Source organism: Gammaproteobacteria bacterium, from assembly GCA_036383255.1.
Lineage (GTDB): Bacteria > Pseudomonadota > Gammaproteobacteria > Natronospirales > REEB76 > DASUBN01.
Window position 1 is genome coordinate 50978 of record DASVOS010000013.1, and the last position, 14083, is coordinate 65060.

Here is a 14083-nt window from a genome sequence, read left to right on the forward strand (position 1 = left end):
ACACCCCGCGGCGGCGGGGTTTTTATTCCCCGTACGACGCGACAACCACAGGGCATGCCTTGCCATGGCGAACGACATGACGAACATCGAGGACCTGGATCCGGCCGAGACCCACGAGTGGCTCGATGCCCTGGCGTCCGTCCTGGACGTGGAGGGCGCCGAGCGCGCCCACTACCTGATCGAACAGCTGATAGATAAAGCGCGCCGTACCGGCGCCTACCTGCCGTACAGTCCGAACACCGCTTACGTCAACACCATCAACGCCAACCAGCAGCCGGCCTATCCCGGCGACCGCGCCATCGAGAAACGCATCGAGGCCTACCTGCGCTGGAACGCCATGGCCATGGTGGTGCATGCCAACAAGGCCAACAGCGGCATCGGCGGCCACATCGCCACCTACGCCTCCTCCGGCACCTTATATGAGGTGGGCTTCAACCACTTCTGGCGCGCGCCGACCCAGGACAACGGCGGCGACATGATCTACATCCAGGGCCACTCCTCGCCTGGCATCTATGCCCGCTCCTTCCTGGAAGGGCGCTTCACCGAGGAACAGCTCCTGAACTTCCGCCGCGAGGTGGAACGGGACGGCCTCACCTCCTACCCGCATCCCTGGCTGATGCCGGACTACTGGCAGTTCCCGACGGTGTCCATGGGCCTGGGGCCCCTCCAGGCCATCTACCAGGCGCGCTTCATGCGCTACATGGAGCATCGCGGCTTCATCCCCGAGAGCGACCGCAAGGTGTGGGCGTTCCTGGGCGACGGCGAGATGGACGAGCCGGAGTCGCTCGGCGCCATCTCCCTCGCCTCCCGCGAGAAGCTCGACAACCTCATCTTCGTGGTCAACTGCAACCTGCAGCGCCTGGATGGCCCGGTGCGCGGCAACGGCAAGATCATCCAGGAGCTGGAGGCGAACTTCCGCGGCAGCGGCTGGAACGTGATCAAGGTGCTGTGGGGTTCGCGCTGGGACCCGCTGCTGGAGCGCGACAAGGACGACCTCCTGAAGCGCCTCATGATGGAATGCGTGGACGGCGAGTACCAGAACTTCAAGTCCAAGGACGGCAAGTTCGTCCGCGAGAAGTTCTTCGGCAAGTACCCGGAACTCCTGGAGATGGTCGCCAACATGAGCGACGAGGAGATCTGGAACCTGAACCGCGGCGGCCACGACGCGCGCAAGGTGCATGCGGCCTACCAGGCGGCGGTCACCCACAAGGGGCAGCCCACCGTGATCCTGGCGAAGACCGTCAAGGGCTTCGGCATGGGCAAGGCCGGGCAGGGCGCCATGGGCGCGCACCAGCAGAAGAAGCTGGACGAGGACGCGCTCAAGTCCTTCCGCGACCAGTTCAACATCCAGGTGAGCAACGAGGAGATCGGCAAGGTCCCGTTCGCGCGTCCGCCGGCGGACAGCGACGAGGTGAAGTACCTCAAGGCCCGCCGCGAGAAGCTGGGCGGTTTCCTCCCGCAGCGCCGCCGCAAGGCGAAGGCGCTGCCGGTGCCGGCGCTGGATTTCTTCAAGACCTTCCTCGAGAGCACCGGCGACCGCGAGATCTCCACCACCATGGCGATCGTGCGCATCATCACCGCGCTGGTGAAGGACAAGGGCATCGGCAGGCACGTCGTGCCCATCGTGCCGGACGAGGCGCGCACCTTCGGCATGGAGGGCCTGTTCCGCCAGATCGGCATCTACTCCTCCGTGGGCCAGCTCTACGAGCCCGCCGACGCCGATCAGCTCATGTTCTACAAGGAAGACAAGTCCGGCCAGATCCTGGAAGAGGGCATCACCGAGGCCGGCTCCATGTCCTCCTGGATCTCCGCGGCCACCGCCTACAGCAACCACGGCGTGCAGATGGTGCCGTTCTACATCTACTACTCCATGTTCGGCTTCCAGCGCATCGGCGACCTGGCTTGGGCGGCGGGCGACATCCAGGCCCGTGGCTTCCTCATCGGAGGTACCGCAGGAAGGACCACGCTGGAGGGCGAGGGCCTGCAGCACGAGGACGGCCACAGCCACATCATGTCCTCCACCATCCCCAACTGCGTGTCCTACGATCCCACGTACGCCTACGAGGTGGCGGTGATCGTGCAGGACGGCATGCGCCGCATGTTCCAGGAGCAGGAGAACGTCTTCTATTACCTGACCTGCATGAACGAGAACTACGTGCAGCCGGCCATGCCGGCGGGCGCCGAACAGGGCATCCTCAAGGGCCTGTATCTCCTGAAGGAAGGCGGCAAGAACAAGCTGCGCGTGCAGCTCATGGGCTCCGGCACCATCCTGCGAGAGGTGGAGGCTGCCGCCGAGATGCTGGAGAAGGAATGGGGCGTGTCGGCGGCCGTGTGGAGCGCCACCAGCTTCACGGAGCTGCGCCGCGAGGGCCAGGACTGCAGCCGCTGGAACCTGTTCCATGCTGGGGAGAAGCCCCGCATCCCTTACGTGACCCAGATGCTGGAGAAGCATGCGGGCCCGGTGATCGCCGCCACCGACTACATGAAGCTCTTCGCCGACCAGGTGCGCGAGTACGTGCCACGCCGCTACACGGTGCTGGGCACGGACGGCTACGGCCGCAGCGACACCCGCACCGGCCTGCGCCATTTCTTCGAGGTGGACCGCCGTTACGTCACGGTCGCGGCGCTTAAATCACTGGTAGATGAAAACCAGCTGGATGCCAAGAAGGTGGTCGAGGCCATGAAGAAATACGGCATCGACCCCAACAAGCCCAACCCGGTCACGGTGTAAGGAGAAGCGCCGTGGCGGAAAAAGAAGTCAAAGTCCCGGACATCGGCAACTTCCAGGGCGTCGAGGTCATCGAGGTCATGGTCAAGGCCGGCGACAAGATCGCCAAGGAGCAGGGGCTCATCACCCTCGAGACCGACAAGGCCGCCATGGACGTGCCCGCGCCCTACGCCGGCACCGTCAAGAGCGTGGCGGTGAAGAAGGGCGACAAGGTCTCGGAAGGCACTTTGGTGCTCGTCATGGACGCGGAGGCGGAGGCATCCAAGCCTGCCGCTGCCGCCCCAACCAAGGCCGCGGCACCCGCGAAGGAAGCGCCGAAAGCCGCTCCTGCGCCCGCACCTCAGGTCCCGCGCGCTGCGGCGCCCGCTTCCTTGCCGCCCATCAACGAGTCCGGTTTCGGCAAGGCCCATGCGGGTCCCTCGGTGCGCAAGTTCGCCCGCGAACTGGGCGTGGACCTCTCCCGCGTCAACGGCTCCGGCCGCAAGGGGCGCATCACGCCCGATGACGTGAAGGCCTTCGTGAAGGCTGTCATGCAGGGCGGTGCCGTCGCCGGCGGCGGGCTGCCCAAGGTGCCGGAGGTGGACTTCGCGCGCTTCGGCACGGTCGAGGTGAAGCCGCTCTCCCGCATCAAGAAGATATCCGGCCCGCGCCTGCAGGCCGCCTGGGTCAACGTGCCCCACGTCACCCAGCACGACGAGGCGGACATCACCGACCTCGAGACCCTGCGCAAGGAACTGAAGGCGGACGCCGAGAAGATCGGCGCCAAGCTCACGCCCCTGGCGTTCCTGGTGAAAGCCAGCGTCGCCGCGCTCAAGGAGTATCCGGACTTCAACTCCTCCCTGGATGCGTCGGGCCAGAACCAGGTGATGAAGAAGTACATCCACATCGGTTTCGCGGCCGACACCCCCAACGGCCTGGTGGTGCCGGTGATCCGCGACGCCGACAGGAAGAACGTGTTCGAGGTGGCGAAGGAACTGGGCGAGCTCGCCGCCAAGGCCCGCGACGGCAAGCTCAAGGCCGACGAGATGCAGGGCGGCTGCTTCAGCATCTCGAGCCTGGGCGGCATCGGCGGTACCGCCTTCACGCCCATCGTGAACGCGCCGGAAGTGGCCATCCTCGGCGTCTCCAAGTCCCAGATGAAGCCGGTGTGGGACGGCAAGGCCTTCCAGCCTCGCCTCATGCTGCCGCTGTCGCTGTCCTACGACCACCGTGTCATCGACGGCGCTTCCGCAGCGCGCTTCACCACCTTCCTCTCCAAGATCCTGTCGGAAGCCCGGGGGCTCGTGCTCTAAGGCGCAAGGGATAGCAAATGCATCACTCTCGCCTTTGTGCCGTGCTTATCGACTGCAAGACCGATGACGTGGATGCGGCCGCCGAGTTCTGGGGCGCCGCCCTCGGCCGTCCGGTCGATCACAAGCATCCCGCCACTCGCGGCAACTACCGCATGCTGGAGACCCCGCCCGACGAGCCCATCGTCGAGATCCAGAAGGTGGAGCATGAGAGCCGGGTGCACATCGACATCGAGACCGACGACATCCCCGCCGAGGTGAAGCGCCTGCAGAAGCTGGGTGCCACCGTGGTGGCGGAGCTGCCCCGCTGGGTGGTGATGCAGGCCCCCAGCGGCCAGCGCTTCTGCGTGGTGCGCATCCAGCGCCCCGGTTTTCCCAAGAACGCCAACCGCTGGGACTGATCCCGGCCTCCGAACCAAAGGCTGAACCCATGGCCAAGACCCTCGAAGTCAAAGTCCCGGACATCGGCAACTTCAAGGACGTCGACGTGATCGACGTGCTGGTGAAAGCCGGCGAGCAGGTCGCGAAGGAACAGGGGCTCGTGACCCTGGAGACCGACAAGGCCGCCATGGACATCCCTTCCCCCGCCGCGGGCGTGGTGAAGGAAGTGAAGCTCAAGAAGGGTGACAAGGCCTCGCAAGGCACCCTCGTCGCCGTGCTGGAAGTGGACGAAGCTGCCGCCACGGCAAAGCCCGCCGCATCCAAACCTGCTGCCCCTGCACCCGCTGCGGCTGCTCCCAAGGCAGAAGCACCCAAGCCCGCGCCGGCCGCCGCAGCGAACGTGCCCGAGTATTCCGGCAAGCACGACATCGAATGCCAGCTCGTGGTCATCGGTTCCGGCCCGGGCGGCTACAGCGCCGCCTATCGCGCCTCGGACCTCGGCCTCAACACCGTGATGGTGGAGCGCTACGCGGCGCTGGGCGGCGTCTGCACCAACGTGGGCTGCATCCCCTCCAAGGCGCTGCTGCATGCCGCCAAGGTCATCGAGGACGCGGAAGCCATGGCCGAGAACGGCGTGGTGTTCGGCGAGCCCAAGATCGACCTCGACAAGCTGCGTGGCTTTAAGGAGAAGGTGGTCAAGAAGTCCACCGACGGCCTCGCCATGCTGGCGAAGCAGCGCAAGGTGCAGGTGGTCACGGGCACGGCCAAGTTCCTGGGGCCGCACCATCTCGCGGCGGAACAGGACGGCAAGCAGACCGTCATCAAGTTCGAGCAGTGCATCGTCGCCGCCGGCAGCTCCGTGACGAAGATCCCGGGCCTGCCGGACGATCCGCGCATCATGGATTCCACGGGAGCCTTGGAGCTCAAGGACCTGCCGGAGCGCATGCTGGTGGTGGGCGGCGGCATCATCGGCCTGGAGATGGCCTGCGTGTACGATGCCCTCGGCGTGAAGGTCACCGTGGTGGAACTCACCGAGACCCTGATCCCCGGCGCGGACCGGGACGTGGTGCGCCCCCTGGAGCAGCGTATCAAGAAGCGCTACGAATCGATCCTGCTGGGCGTGAAGGTGGCGAAGCTGGAAGCGACGAAGCAGGGCATCAAGGCCAGCTTCGAGGGCAACGGCGCGCCGGAACCCCAGACCTACGGCCGCGTGCTGGTGGCGGTGGGCCGCCGGCCCAACGGCAAGCTATTGGATGCCGGGAAGGCGGGCGTCTCGGTGGACGAGCGCGGCTTCATCCCCGTGGACCGGCAGATGCGCACGTCCGCGCCAAATATTTTCGCGATCGGCGACGTGGTCGGTAATCCCATGCTGGCCCACAAGGCCAGCCACGAGGCCCACGTGGCTGCGGAAGTGGCGGCGGGCCATAAGCGCTTCTTCGACGCGCGCGTGATCCCGTCCGTCGCCTACACCGACCCCGAAGTGGCCTGGGTCGGCATGACCGAGACCGAGGCCAAGGAGAAGGGCATCGCCTACGGCAAGGGCGTGTTCCCCTGGGCCGCCTCCGGACGCGCCCGCTCCATCGACCGCACCGACGGCCAGACCAAGCTCATCTTCGAGGAGAGCACCGGCCGGCTCATCGGCGCGGCGGCCACCGGCGTCAACGCCGGCGAGCTCACCGGCGAGTTCGCCCTCGCCATCGAGATGGGCGCCAACGCCGAGGACATCGGCCTCACCATCCACCCGCATCCGACCCTCAACGAGAGCGTGATGCTGGCAGCGGAGGTGTTCGAGGGTACCATCACAGACCTCTACGCACCGAAGAAGCACTAGAAAGCCAGGCTCACCAGTGCATAGATGCCGAAGGCGGACAGGAAAGCACCTGAAGCGTAATTGATCCACTGCAGGGTCGCGGGCTTGAGCTTGTGGCGTACCAGCGCCACGCCGCCCGAGAGCAGCAGCCACCAGATGGCCGAGCCCACGAACACGCCCGCCACCACGACCCCCGCCGCGCCGTAGTCTCCCGCCGTCGTCCCAAGTCCCAAACCCGCGAACACCGCCATGAACGAGAGGATGGTGGCGGGATTCGTGAGCGTCAGCGCCAGGGTGGAGAGGAAGGCGGTCGCATAGCGTACGTTAGAGGCACCCGTGCTCTCCTCCTGCGGCTTGGACCGGAAGGTACTGATGCCGAGATAGACCAGGAAAGTCCCGCCGATCAGCTTGGTCCAGAAGGCGTAGCCCATGAGCAAGCTCGAGATGAAGGTGAGGCCGAAGGCCCCCACGCAGCCGTAGAGCGCGTCCGCCACGGCGGCGCCCAGCCCCGTGAGCAGGCCCAGCAGGCGTCCCTCCGTGAGGGTGCGGCGGATCACCAGGAGGCCGATGGGCCCCACCGGTGCCGCGATGGCGAAGCCGATGAGCAGTCCCCGCGCGAATAGTTCGATACCCATTTCCCCATCCTCCGAACAGAAGCTCAAAAAAAGAAACCGCCTGTCCGGCGGTTTTCTTGAGGAAAACATGCGGGCATGGCTGCCCAGTGCCGGACCTCAAGGTTGTCGGCTCGCTTGCTGCAACGTGCGGCGGAGGCGGGTGGTCTTCATGGGGCGGCTATCTTAGGGCTGGCCCGCTTCCTGTCAAGCATCTGGTCCAAGACCCGCGCGGCGCGTCACGTTAGAATGGGCACATGCAGCCTTGGGCATCCCATCAGCGCATCCCTGCACGCCTGCTTCCGGCCGCCTTGGCGGCGCTCGTGGTCTGCGGCTGCGTGCCCAGGGAACTCAACCAGTACATCGGCAAGGATCCCAAGACGGTATACGGTCCCAAGTTCCTGGTGGACCAGGACACCATGCAGTTCGACGAGTCCCGCCCCGGCGTGGACTGGGGCATGTCGCTCGTGTGGCAGGGGGATCACTACCTCCTGAGCGCCGACCAGAACACCACGCCCAACCGGCTCACCCAGGTCTGGCAGGTGGTGGCGGTGCAGGACGTGCCGCTGTTGAAGGCCGGGCAGATGTTCGCCATGGGCAGCTGCATGGACGATGGCGCGCCCAACTCCCGCGTGGTGGCGGTGGTGGACTACGACTTGGACAAGCAGTGGTTCGACCGCTTCGAATCCGCCTGGGCCTACGACTACGCCCGGAACGCATTCCTGCCGTATCCCACCGCGCACCTCCTGTGCTCCAACCCGCGCTACGGCCTGGGGCTAGACGCGCCCCCGCCCGCCGCCACTTCCACGCTGCCTGCCATCACGCCGCCGGCGCCCGTCACCCTCGCGCCGCCCGCGTCCCATCCGTTCTGAGGAGAGAGCCATGCTCGAGATGCGCCCCAACTGCGAATGCTGCGACCGGGACCTCCCGCCGGACTCGGCCGAAGCGCTCATCTGCACTTTCGAATGCACCTACTGCGCCGCCTGCGCCAGCGGACGCCTCAAGGGCATGTGCCCCAACTGCGGCGGCGACTTGAAGCCCCGGCCCATGCGTCCCGCACGGCTGCTGGAGAAGTACCCGCCCTCCGGCAAGCGCGTCCACAACCCCAAGTGCGCCGGCGCCGCCGCTTGAAGGCCTCACGCGCTATCCTCGCCGCGCTGCTGCTGGCCGGCTGCGCCGGCGCACCCGCGCCTGCCCAGGGCCCGGTGCTGGTCAAGGGCGTGCTGTACGGCCACCTGGACAAGGGCCGCTACCATGACATGCGCGACTGGTTCGGGGTGACCACGCCCGTCGCGCCCTTGGACCCGGCTTACCGCAACCTCAGCCTCACCGAGGAGTACCACCCGAACCTGAGCTATGCGAGCTTCATGCCGCTCGACAGGCCGGGGGAGTACTACCGCGCCTACGTCGAGGAGTTCTCCAGCGACGGCCGCTCCACGCCGGACATCGGCCGCGTGGCGGATGGCGCCATGCGGTTCTTCGCCCGCCAGATGGTGGCGGCACGGGGCGAGCCCATGCAGCTGGTCGAGGAACGGCCCTGGCACACCGGTGCCACCCAGGGCCTGTTGCGGCTCTACACCGAGCGCACGCCGATGACCACCCTGACCCAGGATCCCCAGTGGATGGCCGAGGACTACACGGCCTATATACTGATGTACACGGCCGCCCGCGAGGGCAAGGTCGCGGTGCTGTGGATGGAGTGGCCCGTGGGCTGCAAGGCCTGCACCGCGCCGCCGCCCGGACCGCCGGCCACAGGTGACGACGCGATAGACAAGGCGCTGTCGGTGGACGGCCGCGCCGCCGCGTTCCTGGATTCCTTCCGCTTCGGCGGCGATTGAACGGCAGGAGAGAGCAACGATGATCATCGAGGGGCAGGCGGCATGAACAAGAACAAGCTCCCGGAACTCTTCGCCAACAATCGCGCGTGGGCAGAGGGGATAGTCAAAGAGAAGCCCGACTTCTTCCAGCGACTCTCGGCCCAGCAGAACCCCAAGTACCTGTGGATCGGCTGCGCCGACAGCCGGGTGCCCGCCAACGAGATCATCGGCCTCATGCCGGGCGAGGTGTTCGTGCACCGCAACGTGGCGAACGTGGTGGTGCACACCGACCTCAACTGCCTCTCGGTGCTGCAGTACGCGGTAGATGTGCTCAAGGTCGAGCACGTCATCGTCTGCGGCCACTACGGCTGCGGCGGCGTGCAGGCTGCCTACGGCAACGCCTCCCTCGGTCTCATCGACAACTGGCTCCGTCACGTGAAGGACGTCGCCGAGAAGTACGAATCCGATATCGGCATCCGTCCCACCCATGAGACTCGCCTCGACCGGCTCTGCGAGCTCAACGTCATCGAGCAGGTGCTGCACGTCTGCCGCACCACCATCGTTCTGGACGCCTGGGCGCGCGGCCAGCCGCTCAACGTGCATGGCTGGGTGTACCGCCTGCAGAGCGGCCTGCTCAAGGAGATCGGCGTGGACATCAGCGGCGCCAAGGAGCTGGAGACGCTCCTGGCCCAGAAGGTCATGCCCGGCGCCGCGTTCTGATGCGCCCCGTCGCCTGGCGTCCCGCTGCCATCTTCCGCAAGCCGCGGCGCATGACCCTCGTCATCGCCGCCGAGGGCGTGCTCATCACGCTGCTGGCCTACTACCTGGGCTCGCGCTTCACCGCCATCTTCCACGGGCCCTCGGCGGAGGTGGGCGGGGTATGGTCCGTGATCTCGGGACTGGTGGTGCTGCAGAGCACCATCCGCGAGACCCTGAAGTCCTCGCTGCTGCGCAGCATCGGCACCTTCATTGGCGCGCTCATCGCCGGGCTGTACCTCACATTGTTCGGCTTCGGCATGGTAGGCATGGCGCTCTGCGCCGGCCTGACGCTGGCCATCTGCTACCTGGTGGACATCTTCGAGTACGCGCGCCTCGCCGCCGCCACCGTGGTCATCATCGCCGCCCTGAGCCAGTCCTCGCCCGGTGTGCCGCCGTTCCTGAACGCGTTCCTGCGCTTCGTGGAGTCCAGTATCGGCATCGGGGTGTGCATCCTCAGCGTCTACTCCATGCGCGTGTTCGTGCGCCGCAACGCACCCACGTGATCAAGCCCGCGCCCGTCACCCTCGAGGGCACCCAGGTACGCCTCGTGCCCCTGGGTCAGGGCCACCTGGACGGCCTCTGCGCCGTGGGCCTGGAGCCGGAGCTGTGGCAGTGGATACCCACGCGGGTGCTGGACCGGCAGCAGATGCAGGCTTACGTGGAGCTCGCGCTGGATGAACAGCGCCGCGGCATGTCCGTGCCGTTCACCACCACGCTGAAGGAGACGGGACAGGTCGTGGGCTGCACCCGCTACGCCAACATCAGCGTGCCGGACGGGCGCCTGGAGATAGGCTGGACCTGGATCGGCAAGCCCTGGCAGCGCAGCGCCGTGAACATCGAGGCCAAGTACCTGATGCTGCGCCATGCCTTCGAGGTGCTGGGCTGCACCCGGGTGGAACTGAAGACCGATGGCCTGAACGACAAGTCGCGGAATGCCATCTTGCGGCTCGGCGCGAAACAGGATGGCATCCTACGCAAGCACATGATGACTTACTCAGGCCGTATCAGGGATACGGTCTACTTCAGTATCTTGGACGACGAATGGCCCGGCGTGAAAGCCGGTCTCGAAGCCAGACTCAGCCGCGCATAAAAAAGCCCGCGGCTCGCGCCGCGGGCTTCGACGTCCCCCGTCAATCTCTAGCGGTTACCGCTGTTGCCGTTGCGGCGCTGGCCGTTGCCGCGGCCCTGGCCACGGCCGTGGCCATGGTGATGCCCGCCGCCCTGGCGCTGGCCGCCGCCGGAGTGGCGGCGCTGTCCATGGTGCTGGCGCGGTGGACGGCTGTCAGGCTCTTCGCCGCCGCCGCTGCCCGGCTCGAAGCCCGGCACCACCGTGCGCGGCAACTCGGCCCGCAGCAGCCGCTCGATGTCCCGCAGCAGGCCGCGCTCGGCGCCCGCCACCAGCGAGATGGCCTCGCCGGAGCTGCCGGCACGGCCGGTGCGGCCGATGCGGTGCACGTAGTCCTCAGGCACGTTCGGCAGCTCGTAGTTGACGACGTGCGGCAACTGGTCGATGTCCAGCCCGCGCGCGGCGATGTCGGTCGCCACCAGCACCCGCACCCGGTTGGACTTGAAGTCCGCCAGCGCGCGCGTGCGCGCACCCTGGCTCTTGTTGCCGTGGATGGCGGCGGAGTGGATGCCGTCCTTGCCGAGCTGCTCGGCCAGGCGGTTGGCACCGTGCTTGGTGCGGGTGAACACCAGCACCTGCTTCCAGTCGCCCTCGGTGATGAGCTTGGAGAGCAGCGCGCGCTTCTTGCCCTGGTCCACGGGGTAGATGCGCTGGCTGACGCGCTCCGCGGTGGAGTTGCGCGGCGCCACGTCGATGGTCTCGGGCGCGCGCAGGATGCCGGCGGCGAGCGCGCGGATCTCGTCGGAGAAGGTGGCGGAGAACATGAGGTTCTGCCGGTTCACGGGCAAGAGCGCCAGCACCCGGCGGATGTCGCGGATGAAGCCCATGTCCAGCATGCGGTCCGCTTCGTCCAGCACCAGGATCTCGACCCTGGAGAGGTCGATGGTCCGCTGCTCCACATGGTCCAGCAGCCGGCCCGGAGTGGCGATCACGATGTCCACGCCGCGGCGCAGCTTGTCGATCTGGGGGTTGATGTTCACGCCGCCGAAGATCACCGCGCTCGAGAAGCGCAGGTACTTGCCGTAGGCGGAGACGCTCTCGGCCACCTGGGCAGCGAGCTCACGGGTGGGGGTGAGGATCAGCGCCCGTACCGGATGCTTGTGCCCGCCGGAGGGGGCAGCGACGGTGTGCAGCCGCTGCAGCAGGGGCAGGGTGAAGCCTGCGGTCTTGCCGGTGCCCGTCTGGGCGGCGGCCTGCAGGTCGCGGCCGGAGATGACCACGGGGATGGCGCGCGCCTGAACCGGAGTGGGCTCGGTGTAGCCCTGTTCCTTGACAGCACGCAGCAGTTCGGCCGAAAGGCCGAGGGAATCGAATGACATTTTTGCTCCTGGAGAAGCCTGCTGGCGCACTTGAGGCGCACTGCCGGTCCAGGCATGGATGGGTTACTTAAGGATCGGGGATACTTTGGAAGGTACGCCGCGACAGGTTTGCGGGGACTTGAGACCGGATCGTGCCACGTCAAACTCGGGGGGCATTATACAGGCCCGGGCCCGGATTACCTAATGAAATCAGTCAGGAAACCCCTTCCGGCGTAACAAATCGGGGGGTCCTGGGGTCTTGGGAGGCAGAGGCGGGTGCCTCCATCCGGACGGCTTTCGAGTAGTCTGGGTGCGGGGATTCCCGCGAATGTCTTCAAAACCCAAGTGGAGGATTGGACCATGAACAGAGACATCAAGCTCGCCATCACCGCCGCCGTGGCGGGTGTCGCGACCATCGCCGCCGCGTCCGCCATGGCGGCCGATAAGCCCGCCCAGGAGAAGTGCTTCGGCGTGGCCGCGGCCCACCAGAACGACTGCGCCACCGCCACCAACTCCTGTGCCGGCAGCGCCACCAAGGACCACCAGGCGGATGCCTTCGTGTACCTGCCGAAGGGCCTGTGCGAGAAGCTGGCCGGCGGCACCACCACCGCGCCCGCCAAGAAGGGCTGAGTCCCCAGGGGATCAGCCATGGATACGACGGTATCCCGTCCGGACCCGGTCCCCGCACGCGCGGGGATCGGCCTCCGGGCGCCCCACCTGCGGGAAGTGCTCGAGCACAAGCCCGCCGTCGCCTGGTTCGAGGTCCACAGCGAGAACTACTTCGCGCCGGGCGGCCGCGCGGTCGCCGAGCTGGATGCGGTGCGCCGCGACTACGCCCTGAGCCTGCACGGCGTGGGCCTGTCGCTGGGCGGCTGCGATCCCCTGGACGCGGCTCACCTGCAGCACCTCAAGCAGGCCATCGCGCGCTTCAGCCCCGCGCTCGTCTCCGAGCATCTGTGCTGGACCGCCGCAGGTTCCCACCTGCATGACCTCCTGCCGCTGCCCTACACCGAGGAAGCGCTCGCGCACGTCACCGCGCGCATCGCCGAAGCCCAGGACCGGCTTGGCCGGCGCCTGCTGGTGGAGAATGTCTCGAGCTATCTCGAGTTCGAGCACTCGACGATCCCGGAATGGGATTTCCTGCGGGAGGTGGCGGCCCGTTCCGGCTGCGGCATCCTGCTCGACGTGAACAACATCTACGTGAGCGCCGAGAACCACGGCTTCGATGCGCGCCGCTACCTCGCGTCCATCCCGGGCCGGGACGTGGAGGAGATCCATCTCGCCGGCCACCTGCGCAGGGAGCTGGAGCAGGGCACCCTCCTCATCGACAGCCACAGCCGGCCGGTGGCGGACCCGGTGTGGGCGCTGTACGTCCACGCCCTCGAGCTCATGGGCCCCAAGCCCACGCTCATCGAGTGGGACAACGATCTGCCGTCATTCGGCACGCTCATGAGCGAGGCCGCCAAGGCCGAGAGCCACCTCGGACGGTGCCATGCAGCGGCTGCCTGAACTGCAACGCCACTTCGCCCAGGCCCTGCGTGGCGGAGACGTGGTGCTGCCGCTGCGTGAGCGCGGTCTGCCGGGCGCGCGCCGCCTGCAGGTGTATCGCCACAACCATCTCAGCGCCTTGCAGGGCGCGCTGCGGGCGGCCTATCCCGCGACCGAGCGGCTGGTAGGGGAGGCGTTCTTCGCCACCGCCGCGGAGGCCTACATCGCGCACAACCCTTCCCACAGCGGCAACCTGCAGGACTACGGCGGCGCCTTCCCGATGTTCCTGCAGGGCTATGCCCCCGCCGCGTCGCTGCCGTATCTCGGCGACGTGGCGGCGCTGGAATGGCGCCGCCTGCAGACCGCCATCGCGCCGCCGCATCTGCCCATGGACCTGCACTCCCTGGCACAGGTGCCCGAGGAGCGGCTCCCGGAACTGTGCTTCCACCACCAGCCCGCGGCGCGGGCGCTGGATTCGCGCTTCCCCATCCTCAGCATCTGGCAGTTCTGCCAGCAGGCGGAGCCCGAGGGGGAGCTGGACTTCACGCGCGGCGGCGAATGCGTGCTGCTCTCGCGGCCCAGGCTGGACGTGGAGATGCGCCTGCTCACGCCGGGGGAATATGCCTTCCTGAAGCTGCTGTGCCGGGGCGCGACCTTCGAGGATGCCTGCGGCGCGGCACTGCAGCAGGAACCGCATTTCGACGTGCAGGAGAGGTTCGCGGCGCTGGTGCGGGACGAGATCCTGACCAGCTTCTATTTCTGAAACAAGCGAGGGG

At 67.1% G+C, this 14083-nt stretch carries 15 protein-coding genes; 13 read left to right on the forward strand and 2 right to left on the reverse strand.

Annotation, left to right across the window (positions count from 1 at the left end):
* Positions 1-76: 76 nt before the first annotated feature.
* From aceE to lpdA, 4 genes are read left to right on the forward strand one after another with little or no spacing between them, the layout of a single operon-like run.
* Positions 77-2731, forward strand: a complete 2655-nt coding sequence (aceE, locus tag VF651_08545) for a pyruvate dehydrogenase (acetyl-transferring), homodimeric type (GenBank protein HEX7965751.1) — start codon at positions 77-79, stop codon at positions 2729-2731.
* A gap of 11 nt (positions 2732-2742) precedes the next feature.
* Entirely contained in the window at positions 2743-4020 is a 1278-nt protein-coding gene (gene aceF, locus VF651_08550; protein HEX7965752.1) for a dihydrolipoyllysine-residue acetyltransferase, read from the forward strand.
* Between the two features lie 17 nt (positions 4021-4037).
* The gene (locus VF651_08555; protein HEX7965753.1) at positions 4038-4418 is read left to right on the forward strand and encodes a VOC family protein; all 381 of its coding nucleotides are present in this window, start codon (positions 4038-4040) and stop codon (positions 4416-4418) included.
* 29 nt (positions 4419-4447) lie between these two features.
* A complete protein-coding gene (lpdA, locus tag VF651_08560) occupies positions 4448-6229 on the forward strand; it encodes a dihydrolipoyl dehydrogenase (protein ID HEX7965754.1) in 1782 nt (593 codons plus the stop codon).
* Here lpdA and VF651_08565 read toward each other — a convergent pair.
* On the reverse strand, positions 6226-6843 hold the full coding sequence (locus VF651_08565; protein ID HEX7965755.1) for a LysE family transporter: 618 nt from the start codon (positions 6841-6843) through the stop codon (positions 6226-6228). The genes lpdA and VF651_08565 overlap by 4 nt on opposite strands.
* Positions 6844-7076: 233 nt before the next feature.
* Between VF651_08565 and VF651_08570 the strand changes: the two genes are divergently transcribed.
* Genes VF651_08570 through VF651_08595 form a run of 6 tightly spaced genes read left to right on the forward strand, consistent with a single transcriptional unit; the run spans position 7077 to position 10485 of the window.
* Entirely contained in the window at positions 7077-7691 is a 615-nt protein-coding gene (locus VF651_08570; protein HEX7965756.1) for a hypothetical protein, read from the forward strand.
* 10 nt (positions 7692-7701) lie between these two features.
* The gene (locus VF651_08575) at positions 7702-7950 is read left to right on the forward strand and encodes a DUF1272 domain-containing protein (protein ID HEX7965757.1); all 249 of its coding nucleotides are present in this window, start codon (positions 7702-7704) and stop codon (positions 7948-7950) included.
* Positions 7947-8657, forward strand: coding sequence for a hypothetical protein (locus tag VF651_08580; GenBank protein ID HEX7965758.1), 711 nt, complete (start codon positions 7947-7949; stop codon positions 8655-8657). The genes VF651_08575 and VF651_08580 overlap by 4 nt, the downstream gene beginning before the upstream one ends.
* Positions 8658-8699: 42 nt before the next feature.
* Complete coding sequence (gene can / locus VF651_08585; protein HEX7965759.1) at positions 8700-9356, forward strand: carbonate dehydratase; 657 nt, start codon at positions 8700-8702, stop codon at positions 9354-9356.
* Complete coding sequence (locus VF651_08590) at positions 9356-9898, forward strand: FUSC family protein (protein HEX7965760.1); 543 nt, start codon at positions 9356-9358, stop codon at positions 9896-9898. Before can ends, VF651_08590 begins: the two co-directional genes overlap by 1 nt.
* Complete coding sequence (locus VF651_08595; protein HEX7965761.1) at positions 9895-10485, forward strand: GNAT family protein; 591 nt, start codon at positions 9895-9897, stop codon at positions 10483-10485. Before VF651_08590 ends, VF651_08595 begins: the two co-directional genes overlap by 4 nt.
* 47 nt (positions 10486-10532) lie before the next feature.
* Here VF651_08595 and VF651_08600 read toward each other — a convergent pair whose 3' ends face one another.
* On the reverse strand, positions 10533-11840 hold the full coding sequence (locus VF651_08600) for a DEAD/DEAH box helicase (protein HEX7965762.1): 1308 nt from the start codon (positions 11838-11840) through the stop codon (positions 10533-10535).
* A 339-nt stretch (positions 11841-12179) separates the two neighbouring features.
* Between VF651_08600 and VF651_08605 the strand changes: the two genes are divergently transcribed.
* Genes VF651_08605 through VF651_08615 form a run of 3 tightly spaced genes read left to right on the forward strand, consistent with a single transcriptional unit; the run spans position 12180 to position 14070 of the window.
* A complete protein-coding gene (locus VF651_08605) occupies positions 12180-12449 on the forward strand; it encodes a DUF2282 domain-containing protein (GenBank protein HEX7965763.1) in 270 nt (89 codons plus the stop codon).
* 18 nt (positions 12450-12467) lie between these two features.
* A complete protein-coding gene (locus tag VF651_08610) occupies positions 12468-13328 on the forward strand; it encodes a DUF692 domain-containing protein (GenBank protein ID HEX7965764.1) in 861 nt (286 codons plus the stop codon).
* A complete protein-coding gene (locus VF651_08615; GenBank protein ID HEX7965765.1) occupies positions 13312-14070 on the forward strand; it encodes a DNA-binding domain-containing protein in 759 nt (252 codons plus the stop codon). Before VF651_08610 ends, VF651_08615 begins: the two co-directional genes overlap by 17 nt.
* The last annotated feature ends 13 nt before the right edge of the window (positions 14071-14083 follow it).